General features: G+C 71.0%; 12 protein-coding genes. 5 read left to right on the forward strand and 7 right to left on the reverse strand.

Features of this window, described 5'->3' with window-relative positions; translation table 11 throughout:
• Window positions 1-16 precede the first annotated feature (16 nt).
• From KBX46_RS30010 to KBX46_RS30025, 4 genes are all read right to left on the reverse strand, one after another.
• Window positions 17-640, reverse strand: coding sequence for an ATP/GTP-binding protein (locus KBX46_RS30010; RefSeq protein WP_088950206.1), 624 nt, complete (start codon window positions 638-640; stop codon window positions 17-19).
• Window positions 621-986 (reverse strand): DUF742 domain-containing protein, encoded by a 366-nt coding sequence (locus tag KBX46_RS30015; protein WP_088950207.1) that lies wholly within the window; start codon window positions 984-986, stop codon window positions 621-623. Before KBX46_RS30015 ends, KBX46_RS30010 begins: the two co-directional genes overlap by 20 nt.
• 89 nt (window positions 987-1,075) lie before the next feature.
• Window positions 1,076-1,483, reverse strand: a complete 408-nt coding sequence (locus tag KBX46_RS30020; RefSeq protein ID WP_007465177.1) for a roadblock/LC7 domain-containing protein — start codon at window positions 1,481-1,483, stop codon at window positions 1,076-1,078.
• Window positions 1,480-4,635, reverse strand: coding sequence for a nitrate- and nitrite sensing domain-containing protein (locus KBX46_RS30025; RefSeq protein WP_210795325.1), 3,156 nt, complete (start codon window positions 4,633-4,635; stop codon window positions 1,480-1,482). The genes KBX46_RS30020 and KBX46_RS30025 overlap by 4 nt, the downstream gene beginning before the upstream one ends.
• A gap of 444 nt (window positions 4,636-5,079) precedes the next feature.
• Here KBX46_RS30025 and KBX46_RS30030 point away from each other — a divergent pair, with 444 nt between their 5' ends.
• Complete coding sequence (locus KBX46_RS30030) at window positions 5,080-6,258, forward strand: ABC transporter substrate-binding protein (RefSeq protein ID WP_210795327.1); 1,179 nt, start codon at window positions 5,080-5,082, stop codon at window positions 6,256-6,258.
• A gap of 78 nt (window positions 6,259-6,336) precedes the next feature.
• Here the strand turns inward: KBX46_RS30030 and KBX46_RS30035 are convergent, their stop codons facing one another.
• Complete coding sequence (locus tag KBX46_RS30035) at window positions 6,337-7,194, reverse strand: ABC transporter permease (protein WP_210795329.1); 858 nt, start codon at window positions 7,192-7,194, stop codon at window positions 6,337-6,339.
• Between the two features lie 101 nt (window positions 7,195-7,295).
• A complete protein-coding gene (locus tag KBX46_RS30040; protein ID WP_210795330.1) occupies window positions 7,296-8,327 on the reverse strand; it encodes an ABC transporter substrate-binding protein in 1,032 nt (343 codons plus the stop codon).
• A 271-nt stretch (window positions 8,328-8,598) separates the two neighbouring features.
• Here KBX46_RS30040 and KBX46_RS30045 point away from each other — a divergent pair, with 271 nt between their 5' ends.
• The 4 genes from KBX46_RS30045 to KBX46_RS30060 all read left to right on the forward strand — a co-directional run bounded on the left by KBX46_RS30045 (window position 8,599) and on the right by KBX46_RS30060 (window position 13,725).
• Window positions 8,599-9,384 carry an ABC transporter ATP-binding protein gene (locus tag KBX46_RS30045; RefSeq protein WP_088950210.1) on the forward strand — a complete coding sequence of 262 codons (786 nt, stop codon included), beginning with the start codon at window positions 8,599-8,601 and terminating at the stop codon, window positions 9,382-9,384.
• Between the two features lie 2 nt (window positions 9,385-9,386).
• On the forward strand, window positions 9,387-10,337 hold the full coding sequence (locus KBX46_RS30050) for an LLM class F420-dependent oxidoreductase (protein ID WP_210795355.1): 951 nt from the start codon (window positions 9,387-9,389) through the stop codon (window positions 10,335-10,337).
• On the forward strand, window positions 10,334-10,642 hold the full coding sequence (locus KBX46_RS30055) for a cupin (RefSeq protein WP_007465195.1): 309 nt from the start codon (window positions 10,334-10,336) through the stop codon (window positions 10,640-10,642). Before KBX46_RS30050 ends, KBX46_RS30055 begins: the two co-directional genes overlap by 4 nt.
• Window positions 10,643-10,719: 77 nt before the next feature.
• Entirely contained in the window at window positions 10,720-13,725 is a 3,006-nt protein-coding gene (locus KBX46_RS30060) for a hypothetical protein (protein ID WP_210795332.1), read from the forward strand.
• 77 nt (window positions 13,726-13,802) lie between these two features.
• Here the strand turns inward: KBX46_RS30060 and thiC are convergent, their stop codons facing one another.
• Window positions 13,803-15,395 (reverse strand): phosphomethylpyrimidine synthase ThiC, encoded by a 1,593-nt coding sequence (thiC, locus tag KBX46_RS30065; protein WP_210795334.1) that lies wholly within the window; start codon window positions 15,393-15,395, stop codon window positions 13,803-13,805.
• Between the last annotated feature and the right edge of the window lie 12 nt (window positions 15,396-15,407).

A 15,407-nucleotide genomic window follows, 5' to 3' on the forward strand; every position in this document is an offset into this window, starting at 1 on the left:
GCCATGACCCGACGGCTCAGCCGACAGGCGTGGGGAAACCCCGCCCGTGCTCGGCCTCAAGGCGGAGCATGGCGTGCTCGACCACCGTCACCAGCACCTGCTTGACCGAGTCCCGGTGCCGGGCGTCGGTCATCACCAGCGGCACCTGCGGCGAGATGGCCAGCGCCTCGCGGACCTCCTCCAGCTCGTACTGGGGAGCACCGTCGAACCGGTTCAGGGCCACCACGTACGGCAGGTTGCGGTTCTCGAAGTAGTCCAGCGGGGCGAAGGCGTCGGTGATCCGGCGCGTGTCCACCAGCACGGCGGCACCCACCGCCCCTCGGATGATCTCGTCCCACATGAACCAGAACCGGGTCTGACCCGGTGTACCGAAGAGGTACAGGATCAGGTCCTGGGCCATGGTGATACGGCCGAAGTCCATGGCGACCGTGGTGGTCTCCTTGCCCGGCACCTTGGACGGGTCGTCGATGCCGACACCCGCCGCTGTCATCAACGCCTCTGTGGTCAGCGGTGTGATCTCGGAGATCGCCCCGACCAGTGTCGTCTTACCGACGCCGAAGCCGCCCGCGACGACGATCTTCGCGGAGACGATTCCCCGGCCCGGCCGCCCCCTAGCGGGGTCATAGCCTGCGAAGTCCACTTAGCACCCTTCCAAGCAGTTCCATCCGCTCCTCGAACCCCTCGGCGGGAGCAGCAGTGTGTAACGTCAGCAGGCTCTCGGCCACCATGTCGGCGACCAACACCCGGGCGACGCCCAGCGGCATCCGGGTGTACGCGGCGATCTCCGCCAACGACTGTGCTCGGCCCTCACAGACCGTGGCGATTCGGTGCTTGTCATGCCCGGCGAAGCGGGACTCGGCAACCTGGGTGAGCGACGCGGTCAGGACGGCCTCCAGGGCGATGTCCTGCCGAGGTTCGGTACGACCCCGGGTGACCGCGTACGGACGCACCAGCGCGCCACGCGGGTCAACGCGCCGTTGGTCCATTCCCGATCACCTCCCCGTCCACTGTAGAGCCCGGCCAGTGCCGCCTTTCGTCCTGCTTCGGCGCGCGGTTCGAGCGCCGTCTTCCGGTGCTAGGAGCGCACCGCGTCACGCGGCAGCGGCACCAGCGCGGCACCCACCCGCTCGACCAGCAGGGCCATCTCGTAGCCCACCTGGCCCACGTCGCAGCTGCGCGCGGCCAGCACGGCCATCGACGATCCGTCGCTGATCGACATCAGGAAGAGATACCCGCTGTCCATCTCGATGACTGTCTGCAACACCCCGCCCGCGCTGAACATCCGGGCTGCGCCCTCGGTCAGGCTCACCACACCGGAGGTGATCGCGGCGAGCTGATCCGCCCGGTCCCCCGGCAGGTCCCGGGAGGACGCGAGCAGCAGCCCGTCGGCGGACACCGCCACCACGTGGGCGATACCCGCCACGCTGTCGGCGAAGTTGGTGAGCAGCCAACCCATGTCCTGCATGGCAGCTGGCCTGTTCATCGGCTCTCCTTGGTCGAGGTGCTGTTCAGGTCCGTCCCGGCCGTCCGACCGCGCTGCACACCGCGGTGGTAGGCCGACAGCAGACCTCGTACTTCATCCGGGGTCCGCCGGCTGCGGTCCCGGCCGCTCTTCGGTTCGATGCCGCCCGGCACGAGCTGTTGCTGCGGCACCCGCTTGGGCAACCCGGAACGGGTGGTCCCGGCGGGAGCCGGTTCGGCCGCCCTGCTCGCACGGGACCAGCCCTCGTCGGCCGCCGTCCGCCAGGCGCCCGGGTCCACCGCGGGCGCACTGGGCGCGGCCGGTGCCGGTCGGGCCGCCGGAGGCGGCGTGTACGACGGCGGCGCCGCGGGCGGCGCTCCGAAGCCGTCGCCGGTCGCGGTGCCATGGCCTGCGGCACCCGACGTGCTGGTGCCATGGCCTGCGGCACTTGGCGTGCTGGTGCCGTCGGTGTTGGAACTGCCCGGGGTACGGGTCGGCAGTTTCGGCCGGGCCGGCGCGGCGGGCGGCACGGACCCGGCACTCGACTGAGCGCCGTTGCCCGAGCGCAGGCCGGCGTCGGCCGGCTCGTCGAAATTGGGTCGGGTGAAGATCGCGGTGGCGTCGTCGCCGTGCGACCGGAACCAGACCGCCTCCATCTCCCGGAAGATCGGCGCCTCGGCCGGGAAGTCCGGCCGGGTGCTGACCGGTGCGGCGGGTACCGGCGGAGCAGCAGGTGCCGGGGGCGCGGCGGGCGGTGCCACCGCGCCGAGGCCGGCGACCGGCCCGACCGGCAGGCCCGGCGTCGCGCCACGCCCGTCGGCGGTGTCCGGGGTCGAGCCGCGCCGGGGCAGCGGATCGATGGTCGGGTAGGCCACTGTCGGGCTGCCCGCCGAGGCGCCCGCGCCGTTGCTGTACACGGGCCGCGCCGGCGGGAGCGGGGCGACGGGGGCCGGTGCCGCCGGAGCTGCCGAGCGGGTGCCGGCGTAGCCACCCGCCTGTACCGGAGAGCTGGTGTCCCGCGAGTCCAGCGGGGACTGCCACTGGGCGGGTGCCGGTGGGCTGCTCCGCCACTGGTCAGGCAGCGTCGCCGCCGAGGTCGCGGCACCGGCGAACTGCTCGCTGTGACCGACCGGCGTGAGCGGCGTCTGCTCCACGGCCATCGGTTGACGCGGCCGCGTGAGCGCCTGGTCGCGTCCCCGGTTGCTGGGCAGCACCACCGTGGCGGCGGGCAGCGTCACCTGGGCGACGGTGCCGCCCTCGACGTTGCGGCGCAGCTCGACCCGGATGCCGTAGCGGGAAGCGAGCCGGCTCACCACGGCCAGACCCATCAGCCGGAACGCGGCGACGTCGACGCTCGGCGGGGCGGCCAACCGACGGTTGAGCGAGTCGAGCTGTTCGTCGGTGAGGCCGAGCCCGCGGTCCTCGATCTGGATCAGGACGTAGTCACGGATGCGGCGACCGTCGGCCACCACCGTGGTGTTCGGTGGCGAGAACCGGGTGGCGTTGTCGAGCAGCTCGGCGACGAGGCGTACCACGTCGTTGACAGCGTGCGCGGCCACCGAGATGTCGGTGTCGACCGTCCCGAACTCGATGCGGTTGTACAGCTCGACCTCGGACTGGGCGGCGCGCAGGACGTCCACCACCAGCGCGTTGTCGTGGCGCGGTGCGGCGGAGTCGGCGCCGGCCAGGACCAGCAGGTTCTCGTCGTTGCGGCGCATTCGGGTGGCCAGGTGGTCGAGCTCGAAGAGCTGCGCGAGCCTCTTCGGGTCCTCCTCGCCGCGCTCGATCGCGTCCAGCTCGCCGATCATTCGGTCGACCAGGGTCTGACTACGACGTGCCAGGTTGAGGAACATCGCCGAGACGCTGGTACGCAGCGCAGCCTGCTCGGCGGCGACCCGCACCGCCTCGCGGTGGACGACGTTGAAGGCCAACGCCACCTGACCGACCTCGTCGCGGGTGTTGAGCTGGATCGGGTCCCGGACCTGGCGGACGATCTCCTCCACCCCGCCGTCGCCCACGCTGCCCATGGTCTGCAGCCGCTGCACCGCGTCCGGCAGGTCGTGGTTGGCCACCGAGAGGGCGCCCTCACGCAGCCGGCGCAGCGAGTGGTTGAGCGAGCGGGCCAGCACCACGGCCAGCGAAATGGCGATGATCAGGGTCAGCAGCACCAGGATCGACTCGACCACGGCCTGCCGGATGACGTCCGAGCGTGCCTCGTCGGCCTGCTGGAGCAGGCGGTCCTGCAGTTGGATCTCGGCCCAGCGCATCAGGTCGTTGACCGCGCCGATGGCGGCGGTGGCGTCCTGCGCGGTGACCAGCGGGCGCTGCCCGACCGAGCGGGTGATGTCGGTGGCCACCCGGTCGGCCAGGCCGACCGCGTCACCGGAGACGGTGCTGTCGACCAGGGCGCGCTGCACCGGGTCGGCGGCCAGCGAGAACGCGACCAGGGCCTCCTGCTGACCGGTCAGCGTCGCCACGAAGGACGAGAACTGCTCCGAGTCGAGCTGACCCGCCGTCAACGCGGTGAAGGCGACCGCCTGCTCCTCGGCGACGGAGGCCTTGGCGCGGGCGAAGGCGGAGACCGCACGCCGGCTGTCCCCCAGGCTCTCGTCGCCGGGCAACTGGGCCAGGCCGTCACCGTACGAGACCAGGTCGGTGAGGATCACGCCGTAGCGGAGCACTGCCTCGGCAACGGCCATCTGCTGGCGGCCCAGCACCTGCTGGCGGGTGCCGTCCAGGGTTGCCAGGTGGTCGTCGATGGCGACCAGCCGCTCGCGCAGGGCGGTCGGCACCTCGCCGACCCGGCCTCGCTCGGCGCGGTACTCGTCCACCTGCTGCTGCGTCTGGCGGACCCGCAGGTTGTACGCGTCGGCCGCCTGCTTCGGTTTGGCCAGGTAGGCCGCGGCGGCCATCCGCTCGGCCTGAAGGTCCTGGGTGAGGGCGCTGACGTCGATGGAGAGGGCCGTCAGCGATCGGGCCTGGGTGGCGTCGAAGGCACCCTCGCCAATGGAGACCAGGCGGACCGTCGCCAGCGCGATCACCGCCGCCACCGGGACAACCAGGATCAGGGCCAGCTTGGACCGGATCCGGGCGTCGCGCAGTCTCGGCAACCCTCGGCGGGGACGCCGAGCGCTGTCGCCGAGCGCGGGCAGGGTCGTCGGTCCGGTGCTCACGACATCGCCTCCGTCGTTTCTTCCCCGCCTGAGCCGCCGAGCCATGCCGTAAGCGGAGGGGACCACGCGCGGCACGGCCGCGATTTCATCAGAGAAGATCGGGTTTGGGAAGCCGCAGTGAGGTAGGAAACGGTCGGACGGAGCGCATCCCGTGATCCGGGCAACTGATACCTTCATTTCCGCAAGCCCCTGAACAGGGCATGTAACTCCAGAGTGGTCACGCGTGTGTGCAAAGTGAGCTTTTGCAAACATTGCGTTACCCCAGCATGTGGGATGACCGTCCCGAGAATGCTGCCGGGGTCCGCGCTTGACCACAGCGCCGGCCATTGGCAAGGTTTTGCAGGCTTCGCGCACACCGTACGGCAGAGGAGATACCGTCCTCCACTGAGGACGGATTAGCGGCGGTGACCGGGCAGCGCCCGCGCCCGCACCTGGAGGACTGAGTTGAGCCCCATCCGCTCCGCGACCATCGCGGCGCTCGCATCGGCCGTAGTGGCCACCACGCTCACCGGCTGCCAGTTTGGCGGGGCGGAGCAGGACACGAGTCCGATCGTGATCGCTGCCGACCTCGAACTCTCCGGCGCCGCCGCCCCCGTCGGGCGGGCATACCAGCGCGCACTGGAACTCAAGAGGGACCAGTTGAACTCCTCCGGAGCACTGAACAACCGGAAGATCGAGCTGAAGGTGAAGGACAACCGTTCCGACTCGGCCGAGTCACTTCGCAACATCGTCGACTTCAGCAGCGATTCCCAAGTCAGCGCCATCATCATGGGCGGCTGTAACGAATGCGCGGTCGGTGCGGTCGGCACCATCAACGAGAAGCGGATTCCCACCATTGCGCTCGCCGCTTCCGGCGCGATCGCCAGCCCGGTCGCCGAGCGGCGCTACGTGTTCAAGCTCGGCCCCAACGCCGTGGACAGCGCCGCCGCACTCACCACCGAACTGCGTCGCAACAACCTCCGCAAGGTGGGGATGCTCGTCAGCGACGACGACTACGGCCGGGAGGGCGCGACCGCACTCAGGAGCGAGCTGAACAAGGCCAAAATCACGCTGCGCGAGCAGAAGGTCAAGACCACCGACACCGACGTCAGTCAGCAGGTCCGGCAGCTGACGTCGGGCAAGCCCGACGCGCTCGTCTTCTGGACGCCGCCGGAGCAGGCGACGCTGGCGGCCACCAGCGCTTCGCAGACCACCTTCCGCGGGTCGCTGTTCTTCGACGCGGGCGCGGCCGGTGACCTCTTCCTCGGCGAGGCAGCCAGGGCCACCGAGCGGGCCACGCTGATCTTCACCCAGACCATGGTGATCGACGACGTGATCGCGACGACGCCGGCCAAGGCGGCGCGACGACAGTGGTTCCAGGACTACACGGCACGTTTCGGCGGCTACAACGGGTCGTCTTCCTTCGCCGCGGACGCCATGCAGTTGATCGCCGACGCGGAACTGCGCGCCGGCGGTGAGGTCGGCAAGGTGGACCGCGACGGCCTTCGGGACGTGCTCGAAACGTCCCAGATGGATGGCCTGTCCGGCCCGATCCGAATGACGCCGGACAACCACAGCGGCCTGATGCCGCAGGCGCTCACCACGTTGGTCGCCCGTAACGGCCGCTGGCGCCTGGCGGGGTAACGCTTCCCGGCCACCGTGCATAAGAGGGCCGGCCTCCCGACGGGGAGGCCGGCCCTCTTCGTTCCGGCGCGCGGCGGGTCAGCGGCTGCTGGTGGTTTCGCGGACCCAGGGCAGGGCGATCCGTTCGCTCAGCACGAGCGCCGAGTAGAGCAGGATGCTCACCAGCGCCACCAACATGATCGCCGCCCACGCGGTGGCGGTGTCGCCGATACCGGCGTACTGCGTGATCACGAAGCCGAGACCACTCTCGCCGGCCTGGAACTCACCGATCACCGCGCCGATCGCGGCCAGTGGCATGGCCACCTTGAGCCCGACGAAGATCTGCGGCAGCGCGGCCGGGAAGCGCACCTTGCGGAACGCCTGCCAGCGGGAGGCGTTCCAGGAGCGCACCAGTTCGGCCAGGTCAGCCGGCGTGGTGGTGAGCCCGGTCGCGGTCGAGAGCACGATCGGGAAGAAGCAGAGCAGGAACACCATGGTCAGGATCGGCTTCTGACCCCAGCCGAGTGCCACCACCAACAACGGGCCCAGCGTGATCTTCGGCACCGCGTTCACCGCGACCAGCAGCGGGGTGAACATCCGCTCCACCGTGCGGGAGCTGGCCAGGGAGAGTCCGATCAGGACACCGGCCGCCGCCGAGAGCGCGAAGCCGATCAGGATCTCCAGCAGGGTGTCCCAGGTGTGCTCCAGCATCTGGGCGGGCTTGTCGACGAACGCGGCGAGCACAGCACCGGGCGGTGGCAGAGCCGCGGGGTGGACCAGTTCCAACCGGGCGATCAGCCACCACGCCGCCAGGGCGATCAGGAGGCCGGCCGCGGGCAGCGCCGCCCCGGCCCCGGCCCGGAGGCTGACACCTCGACCCGCGCGCCCCGCCTCGGGGCCGGCGCCCGGGGGTGGGGATGCCGCCACCGCCGGATCCGCTGACCGGACGTCGGTCATCTTGTCCTCCTCGAAATCCTCGGCCCCCAGGGGGCCGACGAGCGACGGGGGTACGTCCCACCGGAGTCGGCGGAACGTACCCCCTGGTGACGACCGGACGATCAGGCCTTCGGCGCGAGGCTGAAGTCGATGATCTGCTCGGGGGTGATGTTCTGCTTCAGCGCGCCAGCGCCCTGCAGGATGGCGATGCTCTTGGCGACCCGACCGCTGTCCAGGGTGCCGATCGCGGTGCCGGTGTTGCCGGAGCGCACGTACGCGGCCATCAGCTCAAGCTCGGCGGCGGCGGCGACCGGGTTGGCGCCCTCCACGTTCTTCTTCAGGATCTCGCCGGCCTCCTTGGAGTTGGCCAGGCTGTACTCCAGGCCCTTGAGCAGCGCCGCGGTGAACTTCTTCACCATCTCGGGCTTCTCCTTGGCGATCTTGGAGGAGGTGATCAGCACGTTGCCGTAGAGGTCCTGCATCACGTTGCTGTACGGCAGCATGACGGCCTTCTTCTTGGCCACCGCCTCGATCGTCGGCTGACCGACGACGAACTGGCCGATGCCGTCCACCTGGCCGGTGGCCAGCGTGCTGATCAGGTTCTGCGCCTCACCGTTGACCCAGGTCACCTTGTTCTCGTCAACACCGGCGAGCCGGGCGTACGTCGGGAACAGGTTGCGGACCACGGACCCGGGGGTGTCGGCGAGCTTCTTGCCCTCCAGGTCCTTCGGGGAGGCAATGTTCTTGCCCTCGACGGTGGCAATGCCGGCCATGGTGCGCTGCTGGATCGCGGCCACCACGGTGAAGTCCTTCGCCTGGCCGTTGCCGACCTGGAGCAGACCGCCGGTGAGGTCGATCGGGCCGAACTGGGCCTGGCCACCGACGATGGTCTGGATCACACCACCGGTGCCCTGACCGGGCTTGATCTCGACGTCGAAACCGGCGTCCTTGAAGAAGCCCTTCTCCTTTGCCACCCAGGCGTAGGAGTCACGGCCGAAGTTACCGAAAGAGGTGAGGTAGGTCACCTTCTCCAGCGAACCGCCGTTGCCGCCCTTGGCGTCGTCTGACGAGTCCGACCCGCTGCTGCAGGCGGAAACGAGAGCGAGGGCAGTGGCCAGCGCGGCCGTAGCGACCGTACGGGTCAGCCTTCTCATCAGTAGCACCATGTCCTTTCCTACCGGGGCCGACGGGCCACCGGAGGGGGTTGTCGTGACGGGCCGGCAGGAGGGGTGGAAGCCGGGCACCGCCGTCGTGAGGGGACTCTTCGCGGGCACAGCGTACGAGAAACCCACAGTTGCGACGCCAGGCATATCGGGTTGCGGAACGGAAACAACCTGACGACCACCCCGGACGGTGCGATACGTAGACACGCCCGCTAGCCTTTGTCGGATTCCTGACCGTCCACTCAGCGGAGGTGCGCCGGAGATGATCCGACTGTCCGGGGTGTCCCGTACCTTCGATGGCCGATCCGGCCGGGTGGAGGCGCTGCGCGGCATCGACCTCGACGTCGCCGAGGGTGAGTTCGTCGCCGTGCTCGGCCGCTCCGGCTGCGGCAAGTCCACCCTGCTGCGGCTGATCGCCGGGCTGCTCCCGCTGACCGCTGGCGAGATCACCGTGGCCGGTACGCCGATCACCCGCCCTCGCCAGGACATCGCCATGCTGTTCCAGAAGCCGGCGCTGCTGCCCTGGCGCACCGTGCTGGACAACGTCCTCCTGCCGGTGGAGATCTTCGGCTGGAGCCGCGCCAAGCACCGCGAGCGGGCCCGGCGACTGCTCGACGTGGCCGGGTTGGCCGGGTTCGAGAAGCGGCTGCCGCACGAACTCTCCGGCGGCATGCAGCAGCGGGTCTCGCTGTGCCGGTCGCTGATCGGTGAGCCCCGCGTGATGCTGATGGACGAGCCGTTCTCCGCGCTGGACGCGCTCACCCGCGAGGAACTCTCCGGCGAACTCCAGCGGGTGCACATGGAGAACAAGCCGACCATCGTCTTCGTCACCCACTCCATCGACGAGGCGGTGCTGCTCGCCGACCGGGTGGTCGTGCTGAGCCCCCGCCCCGGCCGGATCCGCAAGGTGCTCGACGTCGACATCCCCCGGCCCCGCACCCTCGGCCGCAACGCCCACCTGGCTGACGTCGCGCGAGTCAGCGCCGACCTGCACGAGCTGTTGATGGAACGCGACGAACCGGCCACGGCCAGCACGGAAGGACGATGAGCATGCGGGTGTCGGTCTTCACCGAACCCAACCGGGGCGCCACCTACGACACCCAACTCCGGTTCGCGCGGCTGGTCGAGGCCTGCGGGTACGAAGGCTTCCTCCGAGCCGACCACTACCAGTCGATGGGCGCCGACCCGGGCCTCCCCGGCCCCACGGACGCCTGGCTGACCCTCGCCGCGCTGGCCCGGGAGACCGAGCGGATCCGGCTCGGCACCCTGGTGACGTCGGCCACCTTCCGCCTGCCCGGCCCGCTCGCGGTGATGGTCGCGCAGGTCGACCAGATGAGCGGCGGCCGGGTCGACCTGGGCATCGGCGCCGGCTGGTACGAGCGCGAGCACACCTCGTACGGCATCCCGTTCCCGCCGGTCGGCGAGCGCTTCGACCGGCTGGCCGAGCAGCTTGAGGTCATCACCGGGCTGTGGAGCACCCCGTCCGGCGAGACCTACAGCTTCACCGGCGGCCACTACCGGCTCGTGGACGCGCCCGCCCTGCCCAAGCCGGTGCAGGTGCCCGGGCCCCCGATCATCGTGGGCGGTCGCGGTCCCAAGCGCACCCCCGAGCTGGCCGCCCGGTACGCCGCCGAGTTCAACATGCCGTTCAAGTCCGTGGCGGACACCGCCAAGGCGTACGACCGGGTGCTTGAGGCATGCGAGCGCACCGGGCGGGCGGAGTCCGGACGCGACCCGCTGGTGCTCTCCGCCGGGATCGTCGTGGCCATCGGCCGGACCGACGCCGAAGCGCAGCGGCGGGCCGCACCCCTGCACGAGAAGAGCGCGCTGCCGCCGGAGGACCCGGTGGTCGGCTCACCCGCGCAGCTCGCGCAGCGGATCGGCGAGTTCGCCGCAGCCGGCGCCACCCGGGTCCACCTGCGTCTGATCGACTTCAATGACCTCGACCACCTCGAACTGATCGCCGCCGAGGTGCTCCCCCAACTGGACGGAGAACGATGACCGACGTGATCGACGGAACCGAACTCGGGCCGGTGGGCCAGGAGATCGTGTACGAGAACGACCGGGTCCGGGTCTGGCACATCCGCCTCGAACCCGGCGAGCGGCAGCCGCTGCACCGGCACGACCACCCCTACCTGGTGGTGGCGATCGAGGGCGCGAAGAACGTCGTGCAGACCATCGACGGCACCCGGATCGACGCCGACGAGCCCACCGGCGGCGTGGTCTACCGGGATCCGGGCGCGGTACATATGCTCACCAATGTCGGAGACACGACTTACCTGGCTCGGCTGGTCGAACTCAAGTAGACCCGCCGAGCGCGGGCCTGCGCGTCGCGCGGCGTGCCGGTGGCGATTCGGTGTACCGGGTGCGTAACGTGCCCGACATGGCCTTTCGGACCTGGGGCAGACTGCTGCTCACGGCGCTCGGGGTGAGCGTGCTGGCCGGAGCCGGCCAGCTCGGCGTCGCGTACGGTTTCGGCATCGTCCGGCTGACCGGCGCCTTCACCGGTACGACCGTCAATCAGTGGCCGACCCAGCTCGTCTGGGTGGGCTGGTTCGCCGCGAACGCCGCCGTCGTCGGCGCCGTCCTGACCGGACGCCTCGCTCGCCGCGACGCACCGGCGGTCAGCACCGGCCGCCAGCTGGCGATCGGTGGCGCGGCGGCGCTCGGTGCCACCGTCATCGCTCCCCTCTGCATGCAGCCCGCCCGCGCCGCCGAGTTGATCTCCGTCGACCCGGTGTGGGCGGTGGGCATCTGCGCCGTACTCGGTGCGGTCATCGGGGCGGGCGCGGCGATCGCCGTTCTGTTCCGGCCCGAGCTGGGCTGGAACATGGCCGCGGTGGCCGGCGCGGTCTGGCTGCTGGCGCTGATCTCGGTCCTGCCGTCGCTCGGCACGACCGGCCCGCTGCCGACCGTGCGGCTCGGCGTCCTGGAGCCGAGCTGGCTGGCCGACGACGCCGCGCAACGGCTGTCGCTGCTCCTGCTGCCCATCGTGGCGCTGCTGGCCGGCGTGGCGACCGCCGGGCTGGCTCGCTGGCGGGGCCAGGCACCCCTGATCAGCGGGGCCACCGGGGTCGCCGGTCCGGTGCTGGTGGCATTCGCGTACCTGACCGCCGGGCCGGGTGACGCCGTGGACCGCTACCAGGCCACTCCCTATTACGGCTCGTTGATCGCGATCCTCGCCGGTGCGCTCGGCGCGGCGGCCGCAGCGCTGCTGCGCTGGCCGACCGGCGCTCGCAGCGCGGATTCGCAGGCGATCGAGCCGTCCGACATCCTGCGCCCACTGCCCCCCGGCCCGGCCCTGCCGGGCACCGCGTCGGCGAAGTCGACGAACGACCCGGACACCACCGACCGCACCGACGCGGACCCGACCGCCGACACCAAGCCCGTCGGTGGTGTCGTCGCAGGCCCGAGGGCCGCAGCCGGCTCCGATGGCGTACGCACCACCCCGGCCCACTGGGACTGGCCGGCGTCCACCACGGGCGGCCAGGATGGCCCGACCCCCGCCGTTGCGGCGAAACCCGCAGCCTGGCTGACCGATCCGACCGGCGAGTTCACCGCCGGAGCTCAGACGCGCCGGTCGATCCCGGACGATGTCACCTCCCCGGTCGAGAGCGAGCGCTCAGGCGCGACCAGCGTCAGCAGCCCCACCGACGCCACCCCGGCCAGCGCCAAGGCCGGCCGCGCCGATGCCGCCACCCCGACAGTCGGCCCTGCCAGCGCCCCGACCGACAGCGCAACAAACACGCTCACGACCGCCACGGGCACGCCTGGTGCGGGAACGGCCAGCACCGGAACCACCAGCACCGGCACGACCGCCACCGAAGCGGCCAGCACCGGAACCACCAGCGCAAGCGCGGCTGACGCCGGTACGGGTGATGCGGCGGTGCCGAGCAAGCCGCGCCGGGTCCGTAAGCCGAAGGTCAGCCCGGGTGCAGCGATCTCCGGCCCTGTCGATGACGCCGCGCCATCCGAGTCGGATACCGCCGACGAGGCGGCCACCGGCCGCAGCAGGAAGGTCCCCCGGGCGGGCAGGTCCGCCGACAGCACCGGTTCTGGCACGGTCACCGCCGCTCCCGTTCCGAGCAAGCAGAGCCCGGGCACCGACGCCGATCCGACCACCACGAGCGGCGCGACAGCAGTGGTCCCGCCCACAAGCGGCGCGACGACAGCCGCCCCGACCGCCGCAAGCGGTTCGACGGCGACACCGGCCGGCGCCAAGGCCGAGGCGGTCAAGCCGCCCCGCACCCGGGCCGCAACCGCCGGAACGGAAGCAGCCGACCCGACGGCGGAAGCAGCCCAGTCGTCCCGCATCCCGGCCGAGGCGCCCATGCCGAAGGCGGATGCACCCAGTCCGAAGGCGGAAGCGACCAGCTCGAAGGCGGAAGCACCCAGTCCGAAGGCGGAAGCACCCAGTCCGAAGGCGGAAGTAGCCGACCCGACGGCGGAAGCAGCCCAGTCGTCCCGCGCCCCGGCCGCCGCGAGTAGCGCAGTGGCGGGGGCAGCCGACCTGCCGCGCAGCGAGGCCGCCGCAACCAGCTCGAAGGCCGACGCCGCCAACCCGCCGCGCACCCCGACCACCGCAACCAGCCCGAAGGCCAACACCGCCGACCCGACCAGCGCATCCGCAACCCAGCGGGCGGGCGAAGCCGACGACGAGCCGGCCGCCACCGAGGACGGTCCCGGCACCGGGTTGTTCGGGAGCACTGCCGCCGGTGACCCGGACGCCGACCGGTGGACACCAGCACCTTCGGCCTGGCCGGTCAGCGCGGCCTGGACGGTGCCGCCGCAGACCTCCGCACCGGGGCCAGCGACATCGGAGACGCCGACCGGGTCGGACAAGGCGACCGGACCGACGCCGAGGCCCCGACACCGGGCGCCAATGCCGGACCTGAGCCGGGCCAGCTCCTGGAACGCCTTCGACACCACCCGGCGCGCCGGACAGGCGGAGGCAGCGGACAGTTCGGCGGATCGGACGACGCCGACCAGCCCGGCCGCGACCGGCGAGACAGCCGCCCGCGTTGGAAGCCCGAGTCGGCCGGACGCACCGGTCGTGCCGGGCGCGGCCGGCACGCCCTCCGACGCCGACACCGACGCCGGCACCGACCAGTCGGCGAGCACCGACGCCACACCGGCCGCGTCGAAGCCGGGCAAGGTTGCCGAGCAGCCTTCCCGCCGAGGACGGCTCGGTGGCCTCTTCCGCCGCAACCGGTCCCGGGCCGACGAGGAGAGCCAGGTGGCGGCAGACAACGTGGAGCCGCTGCCTGCAAAGGATGAGGAGTTCGTCGACTGGGTCGCCGGGCTGAGCAAGCCGGTGTCGGACAACGAGCCGGAGCAGGACAACGGTCGCCGGTCGCTGCGCTCCACCGGTCGGCACCACCGCGAGTGACCCCACCCGCGGGCACGTCGGAACGCCGATCGACCTGCCTACCTGCCTGATCACCCAAGAGTGCGCACCGCGCCGGTTCAGGCCAGCGGCAGATACACCCGGCCGCCGCCGGAGACGAACTCCTCAGACTTGTCCTTCATGCCGCGGGCCGCGTACTCCTTCAGCTCCTGGGTGATCTTCATGGAGCAGAACTTCGGGCCGCACATCGAGCAGAAGTGCGCCGTCTTCGCGGGCTCGGCGGGCAGGGTCGCGTCGTGGTACGACCGAGCGGTCTCCGGGTCCAGCGAGAGGTTGAACTGGTCCTCCCAGCGGAACTCGAAGCGTGCCTTCGACAGCGCGTCGTCCCACTCCTGCGCGCCGGGGTGCCCCTTGGCCAGGTCGGCCGCGTGCGCGGCGATCTTGTACGCGATCACGCCCGCCTTCACGTCGTCCCGGTCCGGCAGCCCGAGGTGCTCCTTCGGGGTCACGTAGCAGAGCATCGCGGTGCCGAACATGCCGATCATCGCGGCGCCGATCGCCGAGGTGATGTGGTCGTACGCCGGCGCGATGTCGGTGGTCAGCGGACCGAGCGTGTAGAAGGGCGCCTCGTGGCACCACTCCTGCTGGAGGTCCACGTTCTCCTTGATCTTGTGCATCGGCACGTGGCCAGGGCCCTCGATCATCACCTGGACGTCGTACTCCCAGGCGACAGTCGTCAGCTCGCCGAGGGTGCGCAGCTCGGCGAACTGCGCCTCGTCGTTGGCGTCCGCGATCGAGCCGGGGCGCAGCCCGTCGCCGAGGGAGAACGTCACGTCGTACTTGGCGAGCAGCGCGCACAGCTCCGCGAAGTTGGTGTAGAGGAAGTTCTCCTCGTGATGGGCCAGGCACCAGGCCGCCATGATCGAGCCGCCCCGGGAGACGATCCCGGTGACCCGGTCCACGGCCAGCGGCACGTACGGCAGCAGCACCCCGGCGTGCACCGTCATGTAGTCCACGCCCTGCTCGGCCTGCTCGATCACGGTGTCCCGGAACACCTCCCAGCTCAGCTTCACCGGGTCACCGCCGACCTTCTCCAACGCCTGGTAGATCGGCACCGTCCCGATCGGCACCGGGGAGTTCCGCACAATCGCCTCGCGGGTCTCGTGGATCCGCTTCCCGGTGGACAGGTCCATCACGGTGTCCGCACCCCAACGGGTGGCCCAGGTGAGCTTCTCCACCTCCTCGGCGACCGACGAACTGACCGCCGAGGTGCCGATGTTGGCGTTCACCTTGACCAGGAACGCCTTACCGATGATCGCCGGCTCACACTCCGGATGGTTCACGTTGAGCGGCAGCACCGCCCGGCCGGCGGCGATCTCGGCCCGTACGAGTTCCGGGTCGACGTTCTCCCGGATCGCCACGAACTCCATCTCCGGCGTCACCACACCCGCCCGCGCGTACGCGAGTTGTGTGGGCCGGCGACCGTCCACCCCGGCGAGTGGCGTGCCCGCACCCCGTACCGGCGCCACGTCACCACGCTCGGCGATCCACGGTCCCCGCAGCGGCGGCAACCCGACCTCCGGGTCAGACCCGGGGCCGGACGTGTCGTAGAGCCGCACCGGCGGAAGATCCCCGGTCAGCCCCACCTCCGCGAACGGCACCCGGACGTCCGGTCGCGAACCCTCGACGTACACCTTGCCTCGTGCGTGCATGACAGCCTCCCT

Source organism: Micromonospora sp. C81, from assembly GCF_018070425.1.
GTDB classification, from domain to species: Bacteria; Actinomycetota; Actinomycetes; order Mycobacteriales; family Micromonosporaceae; genus Micromonospora; species Micromonospora zamorensis.